This window comes from Acidovorax sp., from assembly GCF_016783915.1.
In the GTDB taxonomy this organism is placed as follows: Bacteria; Pseudomonadota; Gammaproteobacteria; order Burkholderiales; family Burkholderiaceae_C; genus Acidovorax.
Genome location: NZ_JADHVT010000052.1, coordinates 1 through 26,801, shown reverse-complemented (window position 1 = coordinate 26,801; position 26,801 = coordinate 1). Strand labels below are relative to the sequence as shown.

The window sequence follows — 26,801 nt, the reverse complement described above, 5'->3', positions numbered from 1 at the left end:
CTGTTCATCGGCCCCACCAGCCAGTCGCCGCGCGTGGACGAGGCCCGCAACGACCAGCTGTATGAGTTGGAGATCGCGCTGCGGGAGATCGAGGCCAACCGCGCAACCTATGGCCAGGACATGCCGCCCTGGCTGGTGGACCGCACGCTGCGCAACATCCTGGTGGACGTGACGGGCAACACGCACCGCAGCGAGTTTTCCATCGACAAGATGTTCTCGCCCGACAGCAGCACCGGCCGGCTGGGCCTGCTGGAGCTGCGCGCGTTCGAGATGCCGCCCCACGCCCACATGAGCGTGGTGCAGCAGCAGCTGCTGCGCGCCCTGATCGCCCGCTTCTGGAAGACGCCGTACCGCGCCCCCGCCGCCCGCTGGGGCACCGAGCTGCACGACCGCTGGATGCTGCCCACCTTCATCCAGCAGGACATGCACGACGTGGTGGCCGAGATGAACGCCGCAGGCTACGCGTTTGACGCGGCCTGGTTTGCACCGCAGTTCGAGTTCCGCTTCCCCATGGTCGGCACGGTGAAGTCGATGGGCGTGGAGCTGACCCTGCGCAACGCGCTGGAGCCCTGGCATGTGATGGGCGAGGAAGGCTCCGCCGGGGGCACCGTGCGCTATGTGGACTCGTCGCTGGAGCGCATCGAGGTGCGCGTGACGGGCATGAACGAAAGCCGCCATGTGGTCACCGTCAACGGCCAGCCGCTGCCGCTGCAAAGCACCGGCACCACCGGTGAATTTGTGGCCGGTGTGCGCTACAAGGCCTGGAACCCGCCCTCGGCCCTGCACCCAACCATTGGCGCCCATGCGCCGCTCACGTTCGACATCGTGGACACCTGGATGAACCGCTCGCTCGGCGGCTGCCAGTACCACGTGGCACACCCGGGCGGGCGCAACTACGACACCTTCCCGGTCAACGCGTATGAGGCCGAAAGCCGGCGCCTGGCGCGCTTCTCGCGCATGGGCCACACGCCGGGCAGGCTGGCGGTGCCGCCTGCGACCATTGAACTGCCGGGCAGCCGGGAGTTTCCGTTCACACTGGATCTGCGGCGCAAGATGCGGAGGTAGAGAAGCCCCCTGAGTCGCTGCGCGCCTTCCCCCCAGGGGGACGACGCCCTTGCTGCGGGGCGGCCCTTGCTTGGCGTCTCTGGCATCGGCCCCGCCAGTTTCGACGGTGCGGGTTACCCGCAGAGTGTTGTCGACCAAATGCCCGAAAATCGAGCGCAGTGAACCACCTCAACGACAGCCTCCCCACCCCCGACCCTTCTGACAGCGCAGCCCAGTTGGCGGCTGCACTGGCGCCCGCTGCGGCGGCCGGGCATTTTGACGAGTTGCGGGGTGCCAGCGTGGCGGACGCCCCCGGCGCTGCCACTGCATCAGCCACTCCCAAATCAATAGCAAACAAGCCAGATATCACTGGCGCCTGGGGCCAATTCTTTGATCAATTGGGGCCCGAGGGCTTCCAGGACCTGGACCGGCGCATGCAGAGCCTGCAGCGCCAGGTGCGCGACAACGGAATCACCTACAACGTCTATGCCGACGCCGACGGCCCGCAACGGCCCTGGTCGGTGGACCTGTTCCCGCTGATCCTTTCGCAGGGCGACTGGGCACACATCGAGCGCGGCGTGCTGCAACGCGCACGCCTGCTCAACCGCGTGATGGGCGACGTGTATGGCCCGCAGGAGCTGCTGCGCAAAGGCCTGCTGCCCAGCGCGCTGGTGCAGGGCCACCCGGGCTACCTGCGCGCCATGCATGGCGTGCAGCCCGTGGGCGGCACCCATTTGCACATCGCGGCGTTCGACATGGCGCGCGACGCGCAGGGCGACTGGTGGGTGGTGACGCAGCGCACGCAGGCGCCCTCAGGCCTGGGGTATTTGCTGGAGAACCGGCTGCTCATCTCGCGCCTGTTCCCCGAGGCGTTCAGCCAGATGCATGTGCAGCGCCTGGCCGCCACCTACCGCGCACTGCTCGACGGGCTGCGGCAGATGAGCCCGGCGGGGGCGGATGCGCGCATCGTGCTGCTCACGCCCGGCCCGTACAACGAGACCTACTTTGAGCACGCGTACCTGGCGCGCTACCTGGGTCTGACGCTGGTGGAGGGCAACGACCTCACGGTGCGCGACGCGCGCCTGTACCTCAAGACGCTGCACGGCCTGCAGCCGGTGCACGGCATCTTGAAGCGCCTGGACGACGAGTTTCTGGACCCACTGGAGCTGCGCAGCGACTCGCGCCTGGGCGTGCCAGGCCTGCTGCAGGCCATCCGCGCGGGCAATGTGCTGGTGGCCAATGCGCCGGGCTCGGCGTTCCTCGAATCGTCGGCGCTGCTGGGCTTCATGCCCGCGCTGTCGCGCCACCTGCTGGGCGAAGAGCTGGCCCTGCCCTCGCTGCCCACCTGGTGGTGTGGCGAGCGCTCGGCCATGCAGGCGGTGCTGCCGCAGCTTGCGCACAGCGTGATCCGCCCCACCTGGCCCATGGCGCAGCGCGTGCCCGTGCTGGGCGGTGCGCTGTCGGCACAAGACCTGACGCAGTGGTCCGCTCGCATCGAGGCCCAGGGCGACGAATACACCGTGCAGGCCCACCTGCCGCTGTCGCAAATGCCCACCTGGCGCAGTGACGCCGCAGAGGGTGCGGGCCAGGGCGGTGGCCCCACCGCCCCCCGCTCGGTGATGCTGCGCGTGTTTGCGGTGTGCGACGGCCCCGGCTCGTGGCGCGTGTTGCCGGGCGGGCTGGCCCGCCTGGCCCAGGGCGACAGCGGCATTACATCCATGCAGCGCGGCGGCAGCAGCGCCGACGTATGGGTGCAGACCGATGGCCCCGTTGACACCACCACGCTGCTGGCCCACAACCAGGCCGCGCCCGCCGTGGTGCACCGCAGCCGCCAGGTGACCAGCCGCGCGGCCGAAAACCTGTTCTGGCTGGGCCGCTACACCGAGCGCACCGAGAACGTCACGCGCCTGGCGCGCATCACGCTGCAATGCCTCAATGGCGAGGACCAGACCTCCCAGCCGCTGCTGACCTGGCTGAGCGCCATGGGCGTGAGCCAGGGGCTGGTGCTGCCGACCGTGCCTGCGGCCGGGCAGGCACGGCGCGTGTTCGAGCGCTCGCTGATCGCCGGGCTGACGCAGCCCGCGCAGGTGACCAGCGTGGGCTACAACCTGCGCGGCATCCTGGGTGCGGCCTCGGCCGTGCGCGACCGTTTGTCGCAGGAACACTGGAACCTCATCGTGCGCGCCGAGGCGGAGTTTTTTGCGCCCCGCACAGGGGCCGAAGACGACGGCGACTATTCGCCGCTGGACGCGCTGCGCCAGCTGGAAGGGCTGAGCGGCCACACCGCCGCCATGACGGGCCAGCAGACCGACCGCATGACCCGCGACGACGGCTGGCGCCTGCTGTCCATCGGGCGCCACCTGGAGCGCCTGGGTTTTCTGGCCTCGGCGCTGGAAAGCGGCCTGCAGACCGGCGCCGTGCACGATGAGGGCGGCTTTGAGGCCATGGTGGCGCTGTTTGACAGCACCATCACCTTCCACGCGCAGTACCAGCAGCGGCGCGACATGCCCGCCCTGCTGGACCTGCTGGTGATCGACCGCGACAACCCCCGCTCGCTGGCCTGGGTGGCACAGACGCTGCGCGGGCGCATTGCCAAGATCGAAGCGGCCGCGGGCACGCCCGGCGAATCTGCCGCCACGGGCATCCCGGAGGCGTCCGACCTGTCGCTGGTGGCCCTGTGCGCACAGGACGCCGAGGGGCGCCATGCCGCGCTGGAGGAATATCTGGGCCGGTGTGTGCGGGGCGTGATGGGCTTGTCGGATGTACTGGCCACGCGCTACTTCACGCATTCGGCGGATGCACTTCGGCACAGCGTAGGAGCTTGACCATGAAGCTGCGCGTCATCCACGAAACGGTGTACCACTACAGCCCGGCGGTACAAAACGCCCAGCACATGGCCCATCTGCGTCCGCGCACCGGTGTGGTGCAGCGCGTGCTGACCCACAGCCTGCAGGTGGATCCCGCCCCAACACAGTGCAACATGGTGCAGGACGTGTTTGGCAACACCCGCGCGTTCTTCAGCCTGCCGTTCACCCACGAGCAACTGCGGGTGCGCGCCGAAAGCCTGCTGGAGACCCTGCCCGTGCCCGCTGCACCGCCCGGCGAGCCTTGGGAGGCCGTGCGCGAGCGACTGGGTTATCGGCGCGGCCAGCCCTACCACGCGGCCACCGAGTTCAGCTTTGCCTCGCCCTACATTCCCCGGCATGCCGACTGTGTGGCCTATGCCGCCGAGAGCTTTGCACCCGGCCGCCCGCTGATGCAGGCCGCCCGCCACCTGATGTCGCGCATCCATGCCGACTTTGCCTACACATCCAACGCCACCGACGCGGGCACGCCCGCGCTCGAATCGCTGCGGCTGCGCCGGGGCGTGTGCCAGGACTTTGCCCACGTGATGATTGGCTGCCTGCGCAGCCTGGGCCTGGCAGCCCGCTATGTGAGCGGCTACCTGGTGACCGAGCCCCCGCCCGGCCAGCCTCGGCTGGTGGGCGCCGATGCCTCGCACGCGTGGGTGTCGGTGTGGTCGCCTTCAGCAGATGACAGGGACAGCGAGCTGGACGAGAACACCTGGTTTGACCTGGACCCCACCAACGACCGCGCGGCGGGCGAGGACTATGTGACTCTGGCCATCGGCCGCGATTTTTCGGATGTGTCGCCGCTGCGCGGCGTGATCCACGGCGGCGACCACCATGTGCTGCAGGTGGGCGTGACGGTGGAGCCGGTGCCCGCCGCTACGGCCGCTACGGCCGCTATGGCCGCTGCGCCAGACGCGCCAGATACGCCCCTCACACCGCCGCAGGCACCAGAAAATCCCGGCTGATCCGCGCGCCCAAGTCGTTCACCCGCTCCAGGAACTGGGTGAGGTAGGCATGCAGTCCATGGGTCAGGATTTCATCGATGCGTGCGAACTTGAGGTGCGCCAGCAGCCGCCCCGCGTGCCGCTGGGTCTCGGCCGACTGGCCGCTGCCCAGCATGTCGAGGTTGCCCAGCACCTCTTTCATGCAAGCGTGCAGTGAGCGCGGCATGTCGGCCCGCAGGATCAGCAGCTCGGCCACACGTTCGGGCGTGATCACGTCGCGGTACACCTTGCGGTAGGTCTCAAAGCCCGACACGCTGAGCAAGATGGCGCTCCAGTGGTAGAAATCGTGGTCTTGGTCCTGCGCCGTGGCCGCGCCCATGAAGTCGCTCTGCACCGCGTGGAACTTCACGTCCAGCAGCCGCGCCGTGTTGTCGGCCCGCTCCAGAAAGGTGCCCAGGCGCATGAAGTGCAGCGCCTCGTCCTGCAGCATGGTGCCCACCGTCACACCCCGCGAGAGGTGCGAGCGGAACTTCACCCATTCGAAGAAACGCGCCGGGTCTTGCTCCAGTGCACTGCTGGCGATCAGGCGGTTCACTTCGAGCCAGGTCTGGTTCTGGATCTCCCAGGCCTCGGTGTTGAGCGTACCGCGCACGGCCCGCGCGTTCTCGCGCGCAGCCTGCAGGCAGGCCACGATGGACGACGGGTTGGACGGGTCCTTGACCATGAAGTCGAGCACCTTGGCGGGCGTCACCTCGCCATGCTGAGCGATGTAGGCAGGCAGCAGTTCGCTGATGGACAGCAAGCCCTGCCAGCCCAGGGTAGCGGCCTCGGTCGATTGGGGCAGCAGCGCGCTCTGGTAATTCACATCCAGCATGCGCGCCGTGTTTTCGGCGCGTTCGGTGTAGCGTGCCATCCAGAAAAGATGGTCAGCGGTGCGGCTCAGCATGGTCGCGCCCTCCCTTGGCGTCGTGTGTGGCTCGGTACTGGCTGCTCACGGGGTTTCAACAGGCCCATGGCAGACACGTAGCAAGTTCCAGGCCGCCACCCTAGTCGCTCTTTGATGCAGACAAAACCTTAGGCAAAAGTGGCTCTAGCGCACGTCCTTACTGGTTATTTTGCTATCTTTTTTGAAATTTTGTTTGGGAGCCAGTGCGGGCTGCGGAGCCGGAGCGGCGACTGGCGCGGGTCGCCGGGCGGCTTCGCGCACCACGTCATGCACAAACCGAAGCTTGGCCAGCACCTCGCCCGCCAACGCAAACGGATAGGCATCTGGCTGCCCCAGGCTGCGCGTAAGGCTGTTGAGCAGCAGCGTCAGCGGCACCAGGTGTTGCACCATGGACTGAAAGTCGGGCGCCGGACTGCTAAAGGGGTCGATGGCGGTGCTGCGCTGCGCACCGTAGATGCCAGGAATGGTGACCTCGGTGGCATAGCTGGCCGAGGTTTCCAGCAGGTCGATCATGTGCAGGTAATGGGCCCAGGTTTCAGCCCAGTCTTCCCAGGGGTGGGCGGCGGCATAGGCACTCACATGGTGGTCGGCCCAGTCACTGCCCTCGCTGCCCTTGGCGTAGTGCGCCTCCAGCGCCGCTGCATAGTCCTGGCTCTCGTCACCAAACATCTGTCGAAAGTCGTCCAGCCGCCCGCCGTCGCGCACCAGCTGGTCCCAATAGAAGTGACCGGACTCATGGCGCAGGTGGCCTATCAGGGTGCGGTAGGGCTCACCCAGCGCGATGCGGCGGCGCGCGCGTTCATCGTCGTCCGCCTCGGCCACATTCAGCGTAATCGTTCCGCTGTGGTGGCCCGTCAGCACCGGCGGGCCACCCGGCACCTCAGCCAGAAACTCGAACACCGGACCGGTACGCCCGGGCGCAGGCTCCAGGCCCAGACGGGCCAGGCTGTAGAACAGCCGCCGCTTGGCCGCTTCGATCTGCATCCAGCGCCCCATGTTAGCCGGCTCGGACAGGTCGGGCATCACCCGGGTCTGGCGGCACGATACGCACAGCTCCGAGAAATCGTTGGCGGGTATCGCAAAGTTGCAGGCTTGGTGGTCTGTGTGGTTGCGGCACATGCGGTACAGGCGCCCGCTGTAGTGGGCGCTGCCCTGCCCGCCCTGGCGGCGCCACAGGTCGGCTCCGTCCTGCGGCGCAGGGGCCAGGGCGGCCATGGTCAGCACATCGGGCAAGAAGGCCAGCGCACTGCCGCAATGCAGGCACTGCACGCTATCGAAAAACACCAGATGACCGCAATGGTCGCAATTGAATACCCGCATGGTGTGGAGCTTATACCCCGTGGACTGGAGCAATGAGAATGAACAACGCATGGGCCACCCCCGGTACAGCGCCAGGGTGGGACCATGAAAAAAGCAGGCCCCGGGACATGCCCGGAGCCTGCTTCAGGGTCAAAGCCGCTGCGCCAGGGGCGCGAGGCCCCTGGTGCAGGGCGTCAGCCCCACTGGTCAGGGACGCACAACGATGCTGTTGCGCACTTCGCGCACATGCTTGGTGTTGCGCGCAATGTTTTCGGCCTGGTTCTTTTCAGCCTGCGACTTGGCAAAGCCCGAGAGCTGCACCGTGCCGTTGAGCGTCTCCACGCTGATGGAGGTGGCCGACACATTTTTGTCTTCTGCCATCTTGGCCTTCACGGCGGTGGTGATGCCGGCGTCATCCACATAGGAGCCAACGGTTTGTTGTTCGCGGGCCACCGAGCAGCCGGTGGCTGTGACGATGGTGATGCCGGCGACAGCGGCGAAAGCTAGGGCACGTGCGTATTTCATGGTGTTTTCCTTGTTCAAGAATGGTTGGGAACGCGGGTGCTGGGACATGTTCAGTCCTCCGGTCTGTTGCACCCTCCGCGACCGGCGGACTGTGGGAAAGGGGCAGCGCAGGCGGGCATCCATGCACTGCGGGCTACAGGCAATGCACCGGCGTGCAAACACCAGTGCGCTAGCCCTCAGTATGCATTGCGCCGGCGGGACATCCACATCGCTACGGTTGCCAGCAACGCGCCCGATGCGGCAGCGATGACCAGCGACTTGCCGGGTTGCTCGGCCACGTACTTGCCAGTGACATCGGCTGCCTGCTGGATCTGGCGACGTGCGCGTGCGCTGGTCTCGGCGCAGTAGTCGATGCTGCGGGCTGCCAGGTCCTGTGCGCGGGTGGCGAGGTCGTCAATTGCCGGGTCGGCCTGGCGGCGCAGGGCGCGCACGCTTTCTTCGGCCTTGTCCAGCGACTGGTCGGCTGCGGCCCGGGTAGTCTGCACCGCATCTTGCGCGCTTTGCAGCACGTCGTCGGCCAGGTTGCGAACACCGTGGGTTACTTTGTCGGTAGCAGTCTGAAAGCTCATGGGGAAACTCCTTGGGGTATGGGGTACAGGGGATTTGCGAGGGGGGACGGTGGTCCAGACGTTGCGGCCAGACTCACCCCTTTTTGAGGAGCCCCAGCACAAAGGTGACTACAGCCATGATCACGAAAACAAAGAACAGGATCTTCGCAATGCCCACGGCACCGGCAGCAATACCGCCAAAACCGAAGAGAGCTGCAATCAGCGCGATCACCAGAAAAACAACTGCGTAGTGCAACATTTCCATCTCCTTATGGGTGGCCGGCTTGCCGGCAGATTGGGTGGCACGAGAACCTCAGCGCCTGGGATTGACTGTAAGCATCGCGTTGCGTGGCGGCTGCCGGTGTGCGGCGCGCACGCGTGTCGGCGATGCAGTGGGTGCGGTGTAGGACAGCACGCACTCGCCCGCGTTGCACGATGCCGGGGCTTAATCAATGGCAACACTACGGGCGTCAGACCGCCATGCATGGCTACCTGACGTTTGCCATGGGCACTTCCTCCGGCCGCCCATGCAGGCCCGACGATGCAACAGATAGAGAGGAGATAGGGAATGAGGCGGCCAGCGCCTCAGCACCTGCGCAGGAACTCAGGCGTCGTGTGCAGCGGCGTTGCGGCGCGGCTCCGACGAGGTGCGTGGCAGCGGCAACACGGCAGACAACAAGGTGCCATTGCCCGGCCGCGAGGTGAGTGTGAGGCGTCCCCCCGCCGCTTCGACGCGGTGGCGCATGCCTGCCAGGCCGTGCGATGTGGGGCGCACGGTGGCGGGGTCAAACCCTACGCCGTCATCGCGCACCTGCACCGCCACATGCGTGGGGTAGCCATGCACCGACACCAGCACCTTGCTGGCCTTGGCGTACTTGCCGATGTTGGTCAACGCCTCCTGCACCATGCGGTACACCGTGAGCTGGGCCGCATCGGGCAGTTGCACCGCCTCCAGGCTGGTCTCGACCTCGATGCCTGCACGCTCGGCGTATTCGCGCGTCAATATTTCCAGCGCGGCCGTGAGCCCCAGGTTGGACAGCGACGATGGGCGCAGGTCTTCGATGATGCGACGCTTGAGGGCAATGCCGCTGTTGAGCGTCTCCGTCAGATGCTTGAGACGCTCGGCGATGTCCGGCGCGGTGGCATCAATCTTGGACTTGAGGCGCGCCACATCAAGCTTGGCGGCCGTCAGCAGTGCGCCCAGCTCATCGTGCAGTTCCCGCGCCAGATGGCCCCGTTCTTCTTCGCGCACCTGCTGCAGGTGGTTCGCCAATTCGGACAGCGTAGCCGTACGGTCGCGCACCAGGCCCTCCAGACGGTCGCGCTCGCGCTCCAGCACTTCCTGCTCGCGCTGGTTGACGGCCTGCACGGCCTGTGTCTGGCGCAGGTACATGTAAAACGCCAGCAGGCCGATGGCAGTGACCGTGGCAATGCCAATGCGCGACAGCATCAGCGACTGCTCGATCTGCTCACGCCCCTGCTGCAGACGCTGGTCGCTGCGGGTGATCAGCTCTTGCGCATGTTGCCGGATCGCCTCCATGTGCTCCTTGCCCACGTCGGTGTTCAAGATGAACTTCCACGCGTCTTCGTTGCCCTGGCGGCGAAGACGCAGGCTCAGCTCCATCTCGGCCAGCTTGCGCGAGATCTGCCGGGACAGCAACGCGAACTCCTGCATGTCCTCGGGCGAAGACATGAATTGCTTACGCAAGCGGTCCAAGTTGGTCTGAACGGTCGCCACGGCCTTGTCATAAGGCTCCAGGTAGGTCTCGTTACCGGTGAGCAAATAACCCCGCTGGCCGGTTTCGGCATCCAGCATGCTTTGCAGCAGCTTGTTGACATCGGCCCGCGTGGTCAGGCCTTGGGCCAGCTGTTCCACCGCGTCCTGCGAACGCATGTGCCCTGTTTCGTTTATGCCCACCAGCACCATGGCCGCCAGCAGCGCCATGGGCAGGCTCAACGCCATCTGGCGGACTTTTGGTAACCAACGCCGGGTGTTTTCTTGGAGATTCATACGCTTATTCTGGATAATGGCCCGTTACCTGCCAGGTGCGCCAGCCATGTAACGACATGCCGAGCGCCTGGACTTCAATACACACCGGCAGCACATCTGCTGCCGCCTCGAAAGAAGCATCAATGATCAAGATCGGCATTGTGGATGACCATGCGATTGTTCGTTCCGGGCTGCGGCAGTTTCTGTCGGAGCACGTGGACCTGCGGGTGGAAGGCGAGGCCGCCAATGGCCGCGAAGCCATTGACCTGGTCCGTAACAAGGAAATAGACGTGCTGCTCATGGACCTGTCGATGCCTGGCCAGAGTGGGCTCGATGCACTGGCCATGCTTCGCGCCAAAGCGCCGGACATGGGCATTCTGATCCTGAGCGGGTACCCCGAGGAGCACTACGCGATCAACCTGATCCGCCAGGGCGCGAGCGGCTACCTGAACAAGGAGTGTGAGCCGTCGGAAATCGTGGAGGCCATCCGCACCATCGCGCTGGGCCGCCGCTACCTCACGCCTGCCGTGGCCGAACTGCTGGCGCAGCAACTCAACCGCAAGGACGATGCGCCACCGCACGAGCAGCTGTCGGAGCGCGAGTTTCAAGTGTTCCTCAAGCTGGCGAAGGGAGAGACGGCAGGCGATATTGCCAAATCGCTGTCGCTGAGTGTGAAGACGGTGAGTACGTACCGCACGCGCCTGATGGAAAAGATGAGTCTGTCTTCCAACAGTGACCTCACCTACTACGCGCTCAAGAATCGCTTGATCGACTGACATACAGGCCCCTGTCTGCACCCGGTGCTGCAGGGCCTGGGCAGGCCTTGCTACGGAGCTCAAAAAAGGCAGGAAAAATACGCCCCTCCGACTGCCGCATGCACCTACGCACGCGGCGGCGGATGATGTCACTGGGGCAAGCCCGATGGGGCGGCAGACGCACCGCCGTTATTGCCGGCATCCATCCCGTGGGCCGGACCGCTGTGATGCACACAGTAGTCCACCAACGCGTCGATCTCGTTGGATTTGTCAAACACCGCATCCACACCCAGCTGCGCACAGCGCATGCGCACATCCGGCGTGGCGTAATTGCTGAGCACCACCATTTTCTGGCCGGGCCGCCGCGTGCGGCAGGCAGCCAGCACACCCAATCCGCTGCCCTGGCGCAAGAACAGATCAACGATGGCCAAGTCCCATTCCTCGGGGTGTGCAGACAGCCAGTTAGTGCCTTCGTCTTCGGTTTCTGCCACACCCACCGCTTCCACAGACGCCAACTCCTCCAGAGTTCCGATCAGGTTCTCGCGGATGGTCGCGTTGTCTTCAACAATGTAGGTGCGCAATTTCACGGGCGGGTCCATGTGTACGGACAGTGCAGGTCACGCTGTCCTAACCTTGAATTTAAGGCTTCCATGCGCCGGATTCTGCCAGCCGCAACACGCTGGCCATGTAGGAAAAATCCTACCGCGCAACACACACTGGGCAGTGGGCATGGCGTTGAACGCGCATGGTGCTCCACTCCATGGCTCGGCCGTCCAGCATGAGCAGCCGCCCAGCCAGCGACTGCCCTACGCCCGCAATCAGCTTGAGCGCCTCGGTCGCCTGCATCGCCCCCACCACGCCTACCAGCGGCGCAAACACACCCATCGTGGAGCAGCGCACTTCTTCAAACTCCGCTTCGGGCGGGAAGATGCAGGCATAGCACGGCGACTGCATATCGTGCGGGTCCACCACCGTGATCTGGCCATCAAACCGGATCACCGCACCCGCCACCAACGGCTTGGTATGGCGCACACATGCAGCGTTGACCGCCTGGCGGGTGGCATAGTTGTCGCTGCAGTCGAGCACCACTGTGGCATCGCGCACCAGATTGTCCAAAGCGGCTGCGTCCACCCGGGTTTTCAGTGCCTTGACCCGTACCTCGGGGTTGATATCGGCCATGGCCTGCGCCGCCGACTCGACCTTGGGGCTGCCCACACGCGCGGTGGTGTGTGCAATCTGGCGCTGCAGGTTGGTCAGGTCCACCACATCGTCATCGACGATCGTGATGTGGCCCACACCAGCAGACGCTAGGTACAGCGCGGCAGGCGACCCCAACCCACCCGCGCCGATGATGAGTGCATGGGCCGCAAGCACCCGCTCCTGCCCCTCAATGCCCACCTCGTCGAGCAAGATGTGGCGGGAATAGCGCAGGAGCTGGTCATCGGTCATGGGAGGGCTGGCCCGCAACGGCCAATAAAACAACGGTGAAACAGGCCAACATGAAAAAGGCTGGATTCCTCGCGAAATCCAGCCCTGGGTCGGAGCGCGAAAGGCTCAATTCTCTTTCTTTTCTTCCTTGCGCTCTGTCAGCGTCTTGCTGACCAGCACAGGACGGCCCTTGAGTTGGTTGAGGGCCTGCACCAGCTGGAAGTCCTTGTCCGAGCCAAACTCGGGCACCTTGCGGTCGGCCGCAGGCTTCTTGGCCTCTTCTTCCATTCGCTTGCGGGCTTCCTCGCGGGCCTTTTCGCGGGCTTCGTCCTTCCTCTCTTCGCCCTGGCCGCTGTTCAGGTGCTTGTCCAGGTCGGCCTCGCGCATGCGCAACGCGGCAAAGATGTTGCCCTCTTCCGACTCGTCGATCATCACGTCGGGCACGATGCCCTTGGCCTGGATCGACTTGCCGCTGGGGGTGTAGTAGCGGGCTGTGGTCAGCTTGATTCCCGTGTCAGGGCCCAGCGGGCGCACGGTCTGCACCGATCCCTTGCCGAAGGTCTGGCTGCCCATGATGGTGGCACGCTTGTGGTCTTGCAGCGCGCCGGCCACGATTTCGCTGGCGGAGGCAGAGCCTTCGTTGACCAGCACCACCAGAGGTACCGACTTGAGCGACGCAGGCAGGCGTTTGAGCGGGTCACCGCCACCCCGGCGCTGGTAATAGTCAGGGGCAGCCTTATAAGTAGCCTTGCTGTCGGCCAGCTGCCCATTGGTGGTCACCACCGTCACGTTCTCGGGCAGGAAGGCCGCAGAGATCGCCACGGCTGCGTCCAGCAGGCCACCCGGGTCGTTGCGCAGGTCCAGCACCAGGCCCTTGAGGTTAGGGTCCTGCTTGTAGACCTCTTCCACCTTGCGCACGAAGTCATCCACCGTGCGTTCCTGGAACTGCGACAGGCGAATCCAGGCGTAGCCAGGCTCGATCATCTTGCCCTTGACGGACTGGGTCTTGATCTCTTCGCGCGTGATGGTGACGGGGAACGTGCGGTTCTCGTCCTTGCGGAAGATGGTGAGCGTGACCTTGGTGCTGGGCTCGCCGCGCATGCGCTTGACAGCGTCGTTGAGCGCCAGCCCCTTGACGGCAGTTTCGTCGATCTTGGTGATCAGGTCATTGGTCTTGAGGCCGGCACGAAAGGCGGGCGAGCCCTCAATGGGCGACACGATCTTGATCAGACCGTCTTCCTGTGTGATCTCGATACCCACGCCCACAAAACGGCCCGAAGTGCCCTCGCGGAATTCCTTGAAGGACTTCTTGTCGAAATACTGGGAGTGCGGATCCAGGCTGGACACCATGCCGGAGATGGCGTCGGTGATGAGCTTTTTGTCATCCACCGGCTCGACGTAATCGGTCTTGACCAAGCCGAACACGGCGGACAACTGCTGGATTTCTTCGAGCGGCAACGGCGTCATGGCGCCACGCGCCACCGTTTGCAGTGACACCGTGGTGAGCGCACCCGCCACCACGCCTACCGATACCCATCCTGCAATCTTGAGTTTGTGGCCCATACAACACCTTTTACCGCTTCAAAACCAATATACACCTTGGAAGGGCCAAACCCGCCGCAGTTCCGCATGGATGCTCACTTTGGCGGGGATAAGCGGGGTTTTCCCCGCTCTTTACCTGCGATTTACGCTTTGCCCTGCGATGCCACGGCGGCTGCGGCCTTGGCCGCCGCTTCCGCATCGCCCAGATAGTAGTGACGGATGGGCTTGAGGTCGGCGTCGAGCTCGTATACCAGTGGAATCCCGTTGGGAATGTTCAGGCCCACGATGTCGGACTCGGAGATGTTGTCCAGGTACTTCACCAACGCGCGGATGGAGTTGCCATGTGCAGCCACCACCACCCGTTTGCCCGAGCGGATGGCGGGCGCCATGGCCTCGTTCCAGAACGGCAACACGCGGGCCACGGTGTCTTTCAGGCACTCTGTCAGGGGCACGTTCTCGGCCGCCACACCGGTGTAGCGGCGGTCGCTGCGCTCGCTGCGTGGGTCGGTGGCTTCCAGTGCTGGCGGAGGCGTGTCATAGCTGCGGCGCCACACCAGCACCTGCTCGTCGCCGTACTGCTTGGCCATATCTGCCTTGTTCAGGCCCTGCAGGGCGCCGTAGTGGCGCTCGTTCAGGCGCCAGTCCTTGACCACGGGCAACCAGGTGCAATCCATCTCGTCGAGGGCGTACCACAGGGTGTGGATGGCGCGCTTGAGCACGCTGGTGAACGCCAGGTCGAACTCGTAGCCCTCGGCCTTGAGCAGCTTGCCGGCCGACATGGCCTGGGAGACGCCGGTCGGCGTGAGGTCCACATCGGTCCAGCCGGTGAAGCGGTTTTCAAGGTTCCAGGTGGATTCGCCGTGGCGAATCAGAACGAGCTTGTACATGGTTTCCCCAGGAAAGGCAGGTCAAAAAATGCGGGCCAAAACCCAGCATTCTAGAATTACGCTGTTCGCCAACCCAAGGAAGCTTCGTGAAATTCATTATTGATAACTGGTATCTGTTCCTCGTTGCACTGGCTTCGGGCAGCATGTTGCTGTGGCCGGTCCTCAAGAACGCCAGTGGCGGCTCGCTGACGCCAGCACGCGCCGTGCAGCTCATCAACCGCGAAAAAGCGGTGGTCATCGACGTCTGCGAAACCGAGGAATTTGCCGCAGGCCACGTGAACGGCGCCAAGAACGTGCCGCTGGGCCAACTCGAAGAGCGCTTGGCCACCGTGGTCAAGAACAAAGCCCTGCCCGTGGTGCTGGTGTGCGCCAGCGGCGCCCGCGCCAACCGAGCTGTCGGTATCGCCAAGAAGCTGGGCTATGAAAACGCCCAGGCACTGGCCGGTGGGCTCAAGGCCTGGCGCGAAGCCAGCCTGCCTGTGGAAAAAGCCTGACCCGCCCCCAGTTATTCGGTCAGCGCTAGTCTCTTGACTGGTTTTTTGCCCCACAGGAAGAAAGAGGAAGGTCCGCCATGCAACCCGTGAAGATGTACACCACCGCCGTCTGCCCCTACTGCATCCGGGCCAAGCAGATCCTCAAGTCCAAGGGCGTGGAGCAGATCGAGGAGATCCGCATCGACACCGACCCCGCCGCGCGCAGCCACATGATGGAAATCACCGGCCGCCGCACGGTGCCGCAGATCTACATCGGCGACACCCATGTCGGTGGCCACGACGATCTGGTGGCGCTGGACAGCCGTGGCGAGCTGATGCCCTTGCTCGGCGCCTGACCCCCTGTCTGGGCGCTGCATAATGCAGCCCCATGTGCCCGCTGCGGGAGCTGCTCCCCGGCGGGTTTTGTTTTGCTAGCAATTTCGTAAGAGCAAAGAGACTTCACCATGGCCGACCAAGAAAACCCCGTGTTCCAGATCCAGCGCGTCTACCTCAAGGACATGTCTCTGGAGCAACCCAACTCCCCCGCCATCCTGATCGAACAAGAGCAACCCAGCGTGGACATCCAGCTGGGCGTGGAAGCCACCCCCGTGGCCGAAGGCATCTTTGAAGTGGCTGTGACCGCCACCGTGCAGACCAAGATCAAGGACAAGACCGTGTTCCTGGTCGAAGCCAAGCAGGCCGGCATCTTCGAAATCCGCAACGTGCCTGAAGACCAGATGGGTCCCATCATGGGCATCGCCTGCCCGCAGATCGTGTACCCCTACCTGCGTGGCAACGTGGCCGACATCATCAACCGCGCCGGCTTCCCGCCCGTGCACCTGGCCGAAATCAACTTCCAAGCCATGTACGAGCAACAGCAAGCCCAGGCTGCCGGCCAGGCCTCGCCCATCATCACGCAATAAGCATTTACAGGCATTTTTGCCTGTAGTGCTGGATGAATAAGCGCATACAGCTATGAAAATCATAGTATTGGGCGCTGGAGCCTGGGGGACAGCGGTGGCCATGAGTGCCGCCCAGCACCCCGCAGGCCATGCCGTCACCTTGTGGGCGCGCGATGCCGCCCAGGCGGCCCAGATGCAGACGCAGCGGCAGAACGCGCGTTACCTGCCCGGCATCACCCTCCCCCCCTCCATCACTCTGGCCCATGGCGACTTTGCTGCGCTGTGGACCGGGGCCGACCTCGTCATCGTGGCCACGCCCATGGCGGCTTTGCGCGGCATGCTGCAGGCCTTGCATGGCTGCGCTGCACCTGTGGCCTGGCTGTGCAAGGGGTTCGAGGCGGCACCTCTTGGTGTCGATTCATCATCTTTTGGATTGCTGGCGCACGAAATACAAGCACAAGTAGCTCCTGATTTGATAGCAGGCGTATTCAGCGGCCCCAGCTTTGCGCAAGAGGTGGCACTCGGCCAGCCCACCGCCCTGGTGGCGGCCAGCGCCCATGCCCAGGTGCGCGATGCACTGGTGAGCGCCTTCCACAGCCCCAGCGTGCGCGTATACGCCAACGAAGACATCGTGGGCGTGGAAGTGGGCGGCGCGGTGAAGAACGTGCTGGCCATTGCCACCGGCCTGTGCGACGGGCTGGCGCTGGGGCTGAACGCCCGCGCCGCACTCATCACGCGCGGTCTGGCCGAGATGACGCGGCTGGGCCTGGCGCTGGGCGCGCGGCCCGACACCTTCATGGGCCTGTCGGGACTGGGCGACCTGGTGCTGACCGCCACCGGCGACCTGTCGCGCAACCGGCGCGTGGGCATGCTGCTGGCCGAGGGCAAAACCCTTCAGCAGGCCGTCGAGTCGCTGGGCCACGTGGCGGAGGGCGTTTACAGCGCCCGCACCGTGGCGCAGCGGGCGGCTGCGCTGGGGGTGGACATGCCCATCACCCGTGCGGTGGTTGCGCTGCTCGATGGCCAGCTCACCCCGGCCGATGCGGTGGTCACGCTCATGGGGCGCGGGCCTGCGTCCGAGCTGACCTGAACCAAAGAAGCGCGAAAGAAAAAAGGCCCCTGCGGCATGCCGCAGCGGCCTTTTGTATTGGCGCTGCCAGTGCGGTACTGTCAGCGGACTGTGTTCAAAACACTCCGAACAACATCAGCAGCAAAACAACCGACAGTGGGACGCCAAGTAGCCAGGCAATGAGAGGCATGAGAATCTCCTTGAAAGGGTGAGAAGGTCAGGTGTTTTCACTGTATTTCTCACCCCGCGGCGCCGTTGTCCGGCTTTGCAGCGCCTGCCCGTAGGCCCCCACCTACCCCGCCGACTTCGACTGGCAGCCACGCACCACGCGCGCAGCCCCCAGCCGGGCTTACAGCCCCAGCTCCAGCGCCAGCAGCTCGTCCACCGTCTGGCGACGGCGGATCAGGCGGGCCTGGCCGCCATCCACCAGCACCTCGGCAATCAAAGGCCGCGTGTTGTAGTTGGAGGACATGCTGGCGCCATACGCACCCGTGTCGTGGATCACCAGCAGGTCGCCCACCTGCGCGGCAGGCAGGTCGCGCGGCAGCACCACGCCGCCGTCGCCCTGGGTGAACACGTCGCCAGACTCGCACAGCGGACCCGCCACCACCGTGGGGTGCTCTGCCGCCGTGGACCCATCGCGGCGCAGCACGCTCATGGCGTGGTAGCTGCCGTACATGGACGGGCGCATGAGTTCGTTAAAGCCGGTATCGACCAGCACAAAGTGGTTGTTGCCCGCGTTCTTGGTGGCGCGCACCTGGCCCAGCAGCACGCCGGATTCGGCCACCAGGAAGCGGCCGGGCTCGATCTCCAGGCCCAGTTGGTGGCCCACGATGGCCTCGGCCTGCTGCCGCGCGGCGTCCCACAGGCCGTGGTAGTGCTGGGTGTCGACCACGGGGTCGCCGCTGCGGTAGGGGATGGACAGGCCACCACCGGCCGAGATGGCATGCAGGTCATGCCCGGCCGCATGCGCCGTGCGCACCAGGTTGACCATGGCACCGCACACTTCCTGCAGGTGGCTGTAATCCACGCCCGAGCCGATGTGCATGTGCAGGCCCACCAGTGTCAAACCATGCTGCTTGATCGCGGCCAGCGCCGCAGGCAGGTCCGTGTGCCAGATGCCGTGTTTGCTGTGCTCGCCACCCGTGTTCGTCTTGTTGCTGTGGCCGTGGCCAAAGCCAGGGTTGATGCGCAGCCACACCGCGTGGCGGGGCGAACGCGCGCCCAGCTGGTGCAGCATGTCGATCGAGCCAGCGTTGACGGGCACGCCGTGTTCCACCACGCAGTCGAGCGTGGCGGCGTCGAACAGGTCGGCGGTGAAGACGATCTCGGAAGACTCACCGCCCGCCACATACCCCGCCGCCAGCGCACGCAGGATCTCGCCGCGCGAGACGGCATCCACCTTCACGCCCTGCTCGCGCATGAGCTTGAGGATGTGGATGTTGGAGCAGGCCTTCTGCGCAAAGCGGATGGTCTCGAAATTGGACACCTGCGCAATGCGCTGGCGGATGGTGGCCGCGTCATACACCCACAGCGGGGTGCCAAACTGGTCGGCCAGCGCCCAGAGCTGGGCGGGAGAAAAGGGGTTGGACATGCAAAGGCTCCAAAGCCAGCAACAGGTGCGGCACAACGTGAACGATGGCCCGCATCATGCCCGCCGCGAAGTATTTGGTCGAATGCTTTGATTTACGCCATCCATTCAATATGGATATGCTCTACCCATGACTGGACTGACCGACTCGCCCCTGGCCCACCGGATCACCCACCGGCACATCGAGGTCTTCCGCGCCGTGATGACCGCCGGCAGCGCCACCGGCGCGGCCGACCTGCTGCACAGCTCGCAACCCACCGTGAGCCGCGAGCTGGCGCGGCTGGAGTCGCTGCTGGGCTATGCGCTGTTCGAGCGCGCGCAAGGCCGCCTGCGCCCCAACGCACGGGCGCTGGCGCTGTGGGACGAGGTACAACGGTCCTGGCAGGGGCTGGAGCGTGTGGTGGACCGGGCCGTAGCCCTGGGCCGGTCGGGGGCCGTGCAGCTATCGGTGCTGTGCCTGCCCGCGCTGGCCCATGCACTGCTGCCGGGTGCGGCGGCACGGCTGATGCAGGCGCAGCCTGAGGCGCGCCTGTCCGTCACACCGCAGGAATCGCCCCTGCTCGAAGAATGGATGAGCGCCCAGCGGTTTGACCTGGGCCTGTGCGAGCAGACCAGCGCCCCGCCCGGCACCCGCGCCGAGGTGCTGCTGACCCTGGACGAGGTGGCCGTGCTGCCCGCAGGCCACGCGCTGGCCCACAAGACCGTGCTCGATCTGACCGATTTTGGAGGCGAGTTTTTTGTGAGCCTCTCGGCAGACGACCCCTACCGCCGCCTGATCGACGCCCGGTTTGCCGAGGGGGGCGTGGAGCGCACGCTGCGCGTGGAAACCCACAGCGCCGCAGCGGTGTGCGCCATGGTCGAGCAGGGCCTGGGCGTTGCCATTGTCAACCCGGTCACCGCCCTGGCAGCAGCCAGCGAGCGGCTGGTGCTGCGGCGCCTGGCGTTTTCCATCCCGTTCAGCGTGACGGCGCTGCTGCCACTGTACCGCCCGCCCCTGCCCGAGGTGGCGCCCATGCTGGAGGCCCTGCGCGCGCAGGCCCAGGCCATTGCAGCCCGGCTGCCGCCCGGCAGGGGCTGAGGCAGCAAGAACCATGAAACTATTATTTTGATAGCAGCATGGGCAGATTGCACTAGCGCTATCGGCACAAAAGAGCCTTCACCGTGGCTCCTTGTGCATTCTGGCCACAGTCTTCAGCCGCCCGGCGCCGCCAGGCTGCGCACCTTGACCGCCAGCCGCTCCTCGACCGAGGGCGACACGAACTTGGTCACCTCGCCGCCCAGCACGGCGATCTCGCGCACAAAGGTGCTGCTGATGAACTGGTACTTGTCGCTGGGCGTGAGGAACACCGTCTCCACCTGCGGCATCAGGCTGCGGTTCATGCCCGCCAGCTGGAACTCGTAGTCAAAGTCGGTCACGGCGCGCAGGCCGCGCACCATGGCCTTGCCGCCGCGCGACACCACAAAGTCGCGCAGCAGGCCCGAGAAGGGCTCGACCTGCACCTGGGGATACATCTTCACGGCATCCCGCACCATCTCGATCCGCTCTTCCAGCGAAAACAGGGTCTTCTTGTGGTGGCCCGCCGCCACAGCCACGATCACACGTTCAAACAACTGGGTGGCCCTGCGCACCACGTCTTCATGACCCAGTGTGATGGGGTCAAAGGTTCCGGGGTACACGGCGAGCACGTTCTGGGCCATGGCTGGTTGTCTCCTGTCTGGCTGTATGGACGTTGGCCCGGGCCCTGGGAACGGGCAAACCACCCGTTCCGCAGGGCCTTCGGGCCGCGTGCGCGCATTATGCAGTGCAGTGCAACATGAACCGGCGTTCGCTCAGCCGGTGGTGACGGCCACAGGGCGCAGCAGATGCGCATGCACGGCGCCTGCCTTCAGGTGCCGGTACACGGCCAGGCCGCTGGGGGCCAGTTCGTCGTCCGTCCAGGCGCGGGGGGCTTCGAGGTAGATGAAGCCCTCTGCGGCCACGGCCTTGGCTGCGGCCCGGAGAGCGGGCGCAAACAGGTCGCTGTCAAACGGCGGGTCCAGCAGCACCAGGTCCACACTGGCGGGCGCGGCCTGCTTGAGGGCGGCCACGCCGTCGCCGCGCTGCACGCGCACGGCGCTGGCCTGCAGCTTGGCCTGCAGCACCTGCAGCTGTGCCACCAGCGCCGCGTCACTCTCCACCAGTTGCACCGACGCGGCGCCGCGCGAAGCGGCTTCGAGCCCCAGCGCACCCGTGCCTGCAAACGCGTCCAGACAGCGCCAGCCAGAGAGGTCCTGGCCCAGCCAGTTGAACAGGGTTTCGCGCACGCGGTCGGGCGTGGGGCGCAGGCCGGGGCGCTGGGCCACGGGCAGGCGGGTGCGCTTCCATAGCCCGCCGATGATGCGGATTTCGCCTGCGCCCTTGGGGGCGGCAGCCGCCGCAGCTTTGTCCTTGGCGTTTTTCTTGGAGGCCTTGGGGTCCACCGGCACTGCGGCTGCGGCGGCCTGGGCCTTGCGGATTTCGGCAGTGATGGCGCTGCCGCGCAGGGTAGATCGGCTCATGGCTGTTTGCCTCCCACCACCACGGTGACCATGCGCTCGGGCTGCAGCTTCTGTGCCATGGCGGTGCGCACGTCGGCTACGGTCAAGGCTTCCACCTTCTTCGCCCACTGGTCCAGGTAATCCAGCGGCAAGTCGTTCCAGGCGATGTTGGCCACATTGCCCAGCAGCTTCTTGTTGCTGTCGATGCGCAGCGCAAAGCCGCCGATGAGGTTGTCCTTGGCGGCGCGCAGCTCGGCCTCGGTAGGGCCTTCGGCCACAAAGCGGGCAATCACGTCGCGCGACACCTTGACGGCCTGGGCCGCCTGGTCGGGTCGGGTCTGCAGGCCCACAGTGAACGCGCCCGCATGCAGGCCGGAGGCGAAGTAGCTGTACACGCTGTAGGAAAGCCCGCGCTTTTCACGCACCTCGTTGGTCAGCCGCGAGACAAATCCGCCACCGCCCAGGATATGGTTGCCCACCAGCAGCGCCAGAAAGTCCGGGTCGCGGCGCTGGAATCCCGGCTGGCCAATCAGCACATGGGCCTGAGCCGATGCAAACGGGATGGTCTTCTCGGCAGGTGCCGTCAGCGCCGCCACTTCGCCCACAGGCGGCAGCGGGGCGCAGCCTGTGCTGGCAGGCAGGCGCGACAGCAGCGTGGCCACCAGCGTCTGCGCCTGGGCGCGCGATACGGCGCCCACGATGCTGACCTTGGCGCGGCAGGCGGCCACGTACTGCGCGTGAAAGTCCTGCATGTCGGCCACGCCGATGCGCGCCAGCGTCTCTTCGGTGGTGCGCACGCCATAGGGGTGGTTGCCATACACCGCAGCGGCAAACGCATGGTTGGCCACGGTGGCGGGGCGCGTGTTGGCCTCTTTCAGGCTGGCGCTCCAGCGGGCACGGTCGCGTTGCCAGACGTCTTCGGTCGTCGTGGGCTCGGCAATCTGGCGGGCCGCCAGCCGCGCGGCGCGTTCCAGCAGCGGCGCGTCGGTCAGCGAGCGCAGCACGTAGTGCAGCGTGTCGTTGTCGGCATTGGCTTCAAAACTGGCGCCCAAGTCGGCCCAGGCCTCGCCCAGGCCGTTTTCGTCCAGCGCAGGCTCGGCGCTCGCGTCGCGCCCGGCCTTCACGCCTTTGCTGGCCATGGCCGCCACGGCGTTGGCCAAGCCGGACTGGCCCGCCGGGTCGCGGCGCGTGCCGGCGTCAAAGTCGATCTGCACGTCCACCATGGGGATGACCGGGCTTTCGACCAGATAGACCTTGGCGCCGTTGGGTTCGGTCCAGTGCTGGATGGGCAGCAGCGCCCACGCCGAATTGGAAGAAAAAAGGGCGATAGCGCTAGTGCATAAAGCACGGACAGCTATGTTTTTGATAGTAATCATGGGCAGTTTCCGCAGGGCGGGTTCAGCGGATGGCAGCGCCGGCAGGCAGCTGGGGACGGGCGCGGGGGGCGTCCAGGGGCTGGGGCAGCAGCGTGGCCACGGTGAGCTGGTCGTCGCCAAAATACTTGGAGGCCACGGCCTGCACCTGCGCAGGAGTCACAGTGCGCAGCAGGGCCAGCAGGCGCTCGTTGGCATCCAGCGGAAAGTCCTGCACCCAGTTGCCACCCAGCTCCTGCGCCTGGCTCATCACCGAATCGCGCTCGTACACCGTGGAGGCGATCCACTGCGTCTTCACGCGGTTCAGCTCAGCCTCGCTCACCCCCTCCTTGGCCACCCGGGTCACCTCGGCGCGCAGCGCGTCTTCGACCTGCTGGGCGGTCTTGCCCGCAGCGGGCACGCCGCTGAGCATGAACAGGCTGGGGCCGCGCCCGGTGACCATGGCGGAGCTGCTGGCGCTGTCGGCCACGCGGTTGGGGCCCTGGGTCAACGCGCGGTCCAGCCGAGCACCGTCGTAGCCGTTGAACACGGCCGACAGCACCATCAGCGCGAGGGCATCGCGATCTTCGTCGGTGAGGTTGTCCACGCGGTCCAGGCTGGGCGCTCGGAAGGCCAGAGCCACATAAGCCTGTTCTGCCGGGGCCTTGACGGCGATGCGGCGCAGGCCCTTTTGCTCGGGCTCGGTGCGGGGCTTGCGCGCGGGCAGCGCATGCACGGGCAGGCTGCCGTAGTACTTCTCGGCCAGCGCACGCACCTGGGCCACGTCCACATCGCCCGCCACCACCACGGCGGCGTTGGTGGGGGTGTACCACTGGCGGTGGAAGGCGCGCACGTCATCGGGCGTCATCGCGTCCAGGTCGCTCATCCAGCCCACGATGGGGCGGCGGTAGGGCGATGCATTGAAGGTGGCGGCAAACAGCTGCTCGGCCAGCATGGCCCGGGGCTGGTCCTCGGTGCGCAGGCGGCGCTCTTCCTTGACGACCTCGATCTCTTTCTTGAACTCCTCGTCCGGCCAGTGGTTGTGGGCAAACCGGTCCGATTCGAGCTTCATCACATCTTCGAGCCGGTTGGACGGGATCTGCTGGTAGTAGCCGGTGTAGTCGCGGCTGGTGAAGGCGTTCTCCCGGCCGCCCAGCGCTGCCACGCGGCGCGAGAACTCGCCCGGTGGCAGGGTTTTGGTGCCCTTGAACATCATGTGCTCCAGCACATGGGCCACACCCGAGGTGCCATCCACCTCGTCCATGGAGCCCACACGCACCCAGACCATGTGCACCGCCGTCGGGGCGCGGCGGTCGGGCTGCACGATGAGCTGCATGCCGTTTTTGAGCGTGAACTGCTGCGCGCCAGAGGCCGTGGTGGACGGCGTGGTGGAGGGTTGAGACACCGGGGTGGTGGCCGCAAAGGCAGCCCCGGACGAGAGGCAGGCCAGCAGGCCCAGTAGGGTGAAAGCGCGTTTCATAGAATGGGGTGATTCTAAGAACCCGCCAATGTTCAGTTTTTTCAAGAAAAAGCCCGCTCCTTCGCCAGCCCCCGCCGATGCGCCCGCCCAGGCCCAGCCGGTAGGCGCACCGTCGCCCACCGTGGTTGCGCCCGCAGCGCCCCCCCTGCCCGCCACGCCGCCCGCGGCTACCCTCAACCCGCCAGCGCCCGCTACACCGGCTCCCGTGGCGGCGCCCGCCCCGGCAGGCTTTGGCTGGCTGCGCAACCCGTTTGGCAACAAAGCCCCTGAGCCCACTGCGCCGCCCCCCGCAGCACCAGCGCCCGTCACTTTGACCCCACCAGCGCCCGTGGCGATGCCACCGATAGCACCGGTTGTCACCCCACCGCCCCCTGCGGCACCGGCAGCCACAGCGCCCGCCGCTGCTCCAGTGGTTACAAACCCTGCATTGCCCTCCGTGGCGCCCCCGATTTCCGTTGCTGCACCTGCGCCGGTTGCGCCACCCACGCCCGTCACACCACCGCCTGCGCCAGTGACAGCACCCGCAACCTCGGCTGCGCCCCCTGCCCCGGCGCCTGAGCGCAAAGGCTGGCTGGATCGCCTGAAAGCCGGCCTGCGCAAGACTGGCAGCAGCATTGCCACCGTCTTTACCGGCACACAGATTGATGACGCGCTGTATGAGGAGCTGGAAGAGGCCCTGCTGATGGCCGACACCGGCGTGAAGGCCACCACGCACCTGCTGGCCGAACTCAAGCGCCGCGTCAAGGACAGCAAGACCACCGACCCCGCCGCCGTTAAGGGCCTGCTGGCCGATGCGCTGGCAGAACTGCTGCGCCCGCTCGAAAAAGCCCTGGTGATTGGCGAGCACACCCCCACCGTGATCATGGTGGCCGGCGTGAACGGCGCGGGCAAGACCACCTCCATCGGCAAGCTCACCAAGCACCTCGCGGGTGAAGGCGCCGCCGTGCTGCTGGCGGCGGCCGACACCTTCCGGGCCGCTGCGCGCGAGCAGCTGGGTGTGTGGGCCGACCGCAACACGGTCGAGATCGTGAGCCAGGAAGGCGGCGACCCCGCCGCCGTGAGCTTTGATGCCGTGACCGCAGGCAAGGCGCGTGGCAAGGATGTGGTGCTGGTAGACACGGCCGGGCGCCTGCCAACGCAGCTGCACCTGATGGAAGAGCTGAAAAAGATCCGCCGCGTGGTGACCAAGGCCGACGCCACCGCCCCGCACGAGGTGCTGCTGGTGATCGACGGCAACACCGGCCAGAACGCGCTGGCCCAGGTGCGCGCGTTTGACGATGCACTGCAGCTCACCGGCCTGATCGTCACCAAACTTGACGGCACGGCCAAGGGCGGCGTGCTGGCCGCCATTGCACAGGAGCGCCCCATTCCGGTGTATTTCATCGGCGTGGGTGAAAAGCTCGAAGACCTGGAAACCTTCAATGCCCGCGAGTTCGCTCAGGCGTTGCTGAGCTGATCGGGCAGGCTTCGGCCCTGCACCCACCGAGCAATGGCCCCATCCGGGGCCATTTACACGTTTACGAATCGCAACGTTTCCCCCATCATGGGCTTTCCCCTGGAATTGCACGGAGGCCCATGTTCATTGAGCTGGTCAAAGGCGTTGCGCTGCTGCTGGCGCTGTGCTTTCTGCACGGGTTCAACATCCGCGTCTGGCGCAAGCACCCGTGGGTGGGCCAGGTCTTTTCGGGGCTGATCTTCGGCGGCATCTGCGTGGTGGGCATGCTCACCCCGGTGGTGCTGATGCCGGGCGTGATCTTCGACGCACGCTCGGTGGTGCTCAGCATGGCGGGCCTGTTCGGCGGCCCGCTGGTGGCGGGCATTGCTGCGCTGATGGCAGCCACCGGCCGTCTGTGGCTGGGTGGCGCGGGCGCCGAGGTGGGGCTGATGGTGATCGTGCTGTGCACCGCGCTGGGGCTGGTGTACCGCGAAGGCCGCGCCCGTGGGCGGCTGGGGGTAGAGCCCATCCCCCTTGCGCTGTTCGGGCTGCTGCTGCACATGGCTGTGATCGCCCTGTTTCAGCTGCTGCCTGCCGAGGCCGTGCAGCGCATCAACCAGACGCTGGCCCTGCCCTATCTGCTGACCTTCACCCCCGCTACCGTGGTGCTGGGTTTGCTGCTGCACGACGTGGAGCAGCGCATGGCCACCGAGCACGCGCTGACTGGCACGGCAGCACGCCTGCATGCCATCACGAAGGCCATTCCCGATGTGCTGCTGGTGCTCGACGCCCAAGGCCGGTATGTAGAGGTGCTCTCCCCCAACGACGCCGCGCTGGTCGCCAGCGCCCCGGTGCTTGTGGGCAAGCGGTTGCAGGATGTGCTGCCCGCCGAGCAGGCCGAACGGTTCATGGCGCTCATCCAGGAAACGCTGCAGTCTGGCCAGACCCACAGCGTGGAATACGAGATGCAGACCCTGTCTGGACTGCGCCAGTTTGAAGGGCGCACCCAGCCCCTGGGCGTGCAGGTGGGCGGCCAGGCAGCCGTGGTGTTCCTGGCCCGCGACATCACCGAGCGCAAGCAGGCTGAAAGTGCGCTGCGCGAGTCCGAGCTGCGCTTTCGCTCGCTGCTGCGCAACATCCCGTCCATCTCGGTGCAAGGCTACCTGCAGGACGGCACCACTAGCTACTGGAACCAGGCGTCCGAGCAGCTGTACGGCTACCC

27 protein-coding genes are annotated in these 26,801 nt (G+C 65.9%); 11 read left to right on the top strand and 16 right to left on the bottom strand.

Annotated elements, in window-relative coordinates:
* The 3 genes from ISS20_RS11915 to ISS20_RS11905 all read left to right on the top strand — a co-directional run.
* On the top strand, positions 1 to 1,065 hold a 1,065-nt coding region (locus ISS20_RS11915), incomplete at its 5' end, for a transglutaminase family protein (protein WP_291436856.1).
* 158 nt (positions 1,066 to 1,223) lie between these two features.
* The gene (locus ISS20_RS11910) at positions 1,224 to 3,869 is read left to right on the top strand and encodes a circularly permuted type 2 ATP-grasp protein (protein ID WP_291436854.1); all 2,646 of its coding nucleotides are present in this window, start codon (positions 1,224 to 1,226) and stop codon (positions 3,867 to 3,869) included.
* A gap of 2 nt (positions 3,870 to 3,871) precedes the next feature.
* Positions 3,872 to 4,861 (top strand): transglutaminase family protein, encoded by a 990-nt coding sequence (locus ISS20_RS11905; protein ID WP_291436852.1) that lies wholly within the window; start codon positions 3,872 to 3,874, stop codon positions 4,859 to 4,861.
* Here the strand turns inward: ISS20_RS11905 and ISS20_RS11900 are convergent.
* From ISS20_RS11900 to ISS20_RS11870, 7 genes are all read right to left on the bottom strand, one after another.
* A complete protein-coding gene (locus ISS20_RS11900) occupies positions 4,827 to 5,786 on the bottom strand; it encodes an alpha-E domain-containing protein (protein WP_291436851.1) in 960 nt (319 codons plus the stop codon). The genes ISS20_RS11905 and ISS20_RS11900 overlap by 35 nt on opposite strands.
* Positions 5,787 to 5,930: 144 nt before the next feature.
* Complete coding sequence (locus ISS20_RS11895) at positions 5,931 to 7,106, bottom strand: putative zinc-binding peptidase (RefSeq protein WP_291436849.1); 1,176 nt, start codon at positions 7,104 to 7,106, stop codon at positions 5,931 to 5,933.
* A 186-nt stretch (positions 7,107 to 7,292) separates the two neighbouring features.
* On the bottom strand, positions 7,293 to 7,610 hold the full coding sequence (locus tag ISS20_RS11890; protein WP_056066545.1) for a BON domain-containing protein: 318 nt from the start codon (positions 7,608 to 7,610) through the stop codon (positions 7,293 to 7,295).
* 176 nt (positions 7,611 to 7,786) lie between these two features.
* A complete protein-coding gene (locus ISS20_RS11885) occupies positions 7,787 to 8,179 on the bottom strand; it encodes a hypothetical protein (protein WP_291436845.1) in 393 nt (130 codons plus the stop codon).
* A 73-nt stretch (positions 8,180 to 8,252) separates the two neighbouring features.
* Positions 8,253 to 8,417 carry a DUF1328 domain-containing protein gene (locus tag ISS20_RS11880; RefSeq protein WP_010463174.1) on the bottom strand — a complete coding sequence of 55 codons (165 nt, stop codon included), beginning with the start codon at positions 8,415 to 8,417 and terminating at the stop codon, positions 8,253 to 8,255.
* Between the two features lie 345 nt (positions 8,418 to 8,762).
* Positions 8,763 to 10,169: a CHASE3 domain-containing protein gene (locus ISS20_RS11875; protein WP_291436843.1), complete on the bottom strand. Its 1,407-nt coding sequence runs from the start codon at positions 10,167 to 10,169 to the stop codon at positions 8,763 to 8,765.
* A gap of 4 nt (positions 10,170 to 10,173) precedes the next feature.
* On the bottom strand, positions 10,174 to 10,299 hold the full coding sequence (locus ISS20_RS11870) for a hypothetical protein (RefSeq protein WP_291436842.1): 126 nt from the start codon (positions 10,297 to 10,299) through the stop codon (positions 10,174 to 10,176).
* Here ISS20_RS11870 and ISS20_RS11865 point away from each other — a divergent pair.
* Complete coding sequence (locus ISS20_RS11865) at positions 10,292 to 10,924, top strand: response regulator transcription factor (protein ID WP_056065924.1); 633 nt, start codon at positions 10,292 to 10,294, stop codon at positions 10,922 to 10,924. The genes ISS20_RS11870 and ISS20_RS11865 overlap by 8 nt on opposite strands.
* A gap of 128 nt (positions 10,925 to 11,052) precedes the next feature.
* Here the strand turns inward: ISS20_RS11865 and ISS20_RS11860 are convergent, their stop codons facing one another.
* The 4 genes from ISS20_RS11860 to gpmA all read right to left on the bottom strand — a co-directional run bounded on the left by ISS20_RS11860 (position 11,053) and on the right by gpmA (position 14,760).
* Positions 11,053 to 11,490 (bottom strand): response regulator, encoded by a 438-nt coding sequence (locus ISS20_RS11860; RefSeq protein WP_291436838.1) that lies wholly within the window; start codon positions 11,488 to 11,490, stop codon positions 11,053 to 11,055.
* A 112-nt stretch (positions 11,491 to 11,602) separates the two neighbouring features.
* The gene (locus ISS20_RS11855; RefSeq protein ID WP_291436836.1) at positions 11,603 to 12,352 is read right to left on the bottom strand and encodes a HesA/MoeB/ThiF family protein; all 750 of its coding nucleotides are present in this window, start codon (positions 12,350 to 12,352) and stop codon (positions 11,603 to 11,605) included.
* Between the two features lie 105 nt (positions 12,353 to 12,457).
* A complete protein-coding gene (locus ISS20_RS11850) occupies positions 12,458 to 13,894 on the bottom strand; it encodes a S41 family peptidase (protein WP_291436834.1) in 1,437 nt (478 codons plus the stop codon).
* A 122-nt stretch (positions 13,895 to 14,016) separates the two neighbouring features.
* Positions 14,017 to 14,760: a 2,3-diphosphoglycerate-dependent phosphoglycerate mutase gene (gene gpmA / locus ISS20_RS11845; RefSeq protein WP_291436832.1), complete on the bottom strand. Its 744-nt coding sequence runs from the start codon at positions 14,758 to 14,760 to the stop codon at positions 14,017 to 14,019.
* A gap of 86 nt (positions 14,761 to 14,846) precedes the next feature.
* Between gpmA and ISS20_RS11840 the strand changes: the two genes are divergently transcribed.
* The 4 genes from ISS20_RS11840 to ISS20_RS11825 all read left to right on the top strand — a co-directional run bounded on the left by ISS20_RS11840 (position 14,847) and on the right by ISS20_RS11825 (position 17,225).
* A complete protein-coding gene (locus tag ISS20_RS11840; RefSeq protein WP_291436830.1) occupies positions 14,847 to 15,254 on the top strand; it encodes a rhodanese-like domain-containing protein in 408 nt (135 codons plus the stop codon).
* A gap of 77 nt (positions 15,255 to 15,331) precedes the next feature.
* On the top strand, positions 15,332 to 15,589 hold the full coding sequence (gene grxC / locus ISS20_RS11835; RefSeq protein ID WP_015015481.1) for a glutaredoxin 3: 258 nt from the start codon (positions 15,332 to 15,334) through the stop codon (positions 15,587 to 15,589).
* A gap of 108 nt (positions 15,590 to 15,697) precedes the next feature.
* The gene (secB, locus tag ISS20_RS11830) at positions 15,698 to 16,156 is read left to right on the top strand and encodes a protein-export chaperone SecB (protein WP_291436826.1); all 459 of its coding nucleotides are present in this window, start codon (positions 15,698 to 15,700) and stop codon (positions 16,154 to 16,156) included.
* A gap of 52 nt (positions 16,157 to 16,208) precedes the next feature.
* On the top strand, positions 16,209 to 17,225 hold the full coding sequence (locus ISS20_RS11825) for an NAD(P)H-dependent glycerol-3-phosphate dehydrogenase (RefSeq protein ID WP_291436824.1): 1,017 nt from the start codon (positions 16,209 to 16,211) through the stop codon (positions 17,223 to 17,225).
* A gap of 328 nt (positions 17,226 to 17,553) precedes the next feature.
* Here ISS20_RS11825 and lysA read toward each other — a convergent pair whose 3' ends face one another.
* Positions 17,554 to 18,798, bottom strand: coding sequence for a diaminopimelate decarboxylase (gene lysA, locus ISS20_RS11820; protein WP_291436822.1), 1,245 nt, complete (start codon positions 18,796 to 18,798; stop codon positions 17,554 to 17,556).
* A 127-nt stretch (positions 18,799 to 18,925) separates the two neighbouring features.
* Here lysA and ISS20_RS11815 point away from each other — a divergent pair, with 127 nt between their 5' ends.
* Positions 18,926 to 19,873 (top strand): LysR family transcriptional regulator, encoded by a 948-nt coding sequence (locus ISS20_RS11815; RefSeq protein ID WP_291436821.1) that lies wholly within the window; start codon positions 18,926 to 18,928, stop codon positions 19,871 to 19,873.
* Between the two features lie 113 nt (positions 19,874 to 19,986).
* Here the strand turns inward: ISS20_RS11815 and coaD are convergent, their stop codons facing one another.
* From coaD to ISS20_RS11795, 4 genes are all read right to left on the bottom strand, one after another.
* Positions 19,987 to 20,493: a pantetheine-phosphate adenylyltransferase gene (gene coaD, locus ISS20_RS11810; RefSeq protein ID WP_291436820.1), complete on the bottom strand. Its 507-nt coding sequence runs from the start codon at positions 20,491 to 20,493 to the stop codon at positions 19,987 to 19,989.
* A gap of 132 nt (positions 20,494 to 20,625) precedes the next feature.
* Positions 20,626 to 21,333: a 16S rRNA (guanine(966)-N(2))-methyltransferase RsmD gene (gene rsmD, locus ISS20_RS11805; RefSeq protein ID WP_291436818.1), complete on the bottom strand. Its 708-nt coding sequence runs from the start codon at positions 21,331 to 21,333 to the stop codon at positions 20,626 to 20,628.
* Positions 21,330 to 22,688, bottom strand: coding sequence for a pitrilysin family protein (locus ISS20_RS11800; RefSeq protein ID WP_291436816.1), 1,359 nt, complete (start codon positions 22,686 to 22,688; stop codon positions 21,330 to 21,332). The genes rsmD and ISS20_RS11800 overlap by 4 nt, the downstream gene beginning before the upstream one ends.
* Before the next feature lie 22 nt (positions 22,689 to 22,710).
* Entirely contained in the window at positions 22,711 to 24,144 is a 1,434-nt protein-coding gene (locus ISS20_RS11795) for a pitrilysin family protein (protein ID WP_291436815.1), read from the bottom strand.
* Between the two features lie 28 nt (positions 24,145 to 24,172).
* Between ISS20_RS11795 and ftsY the strand changes: the two genes are divergently transcribed.
* Positions 24,173 to 25,600 (top strand): signal recognition particle-docking protein FtsY, encoded by a 1,428-nt coding sequence (ftsY, locus tag ISS20_RS11790; protein ID WP_291436812.1) that lies wholly within the window; start codon positions 24,173 to 24,175, stop codon positions 25,598 to 25,600.
* Positions 25,601 to 25,719: 119 nt separating this feature from the next.
* The coding region (locus tag ISS20_RS11785) for a LytS/YhcK type 5TM receptor domain-containing protein (RefSeq protein ID WP_291436810.1) at positions 25,720 to 26,801 on the top strand (1,082 nt) is incomplete at its 3' end.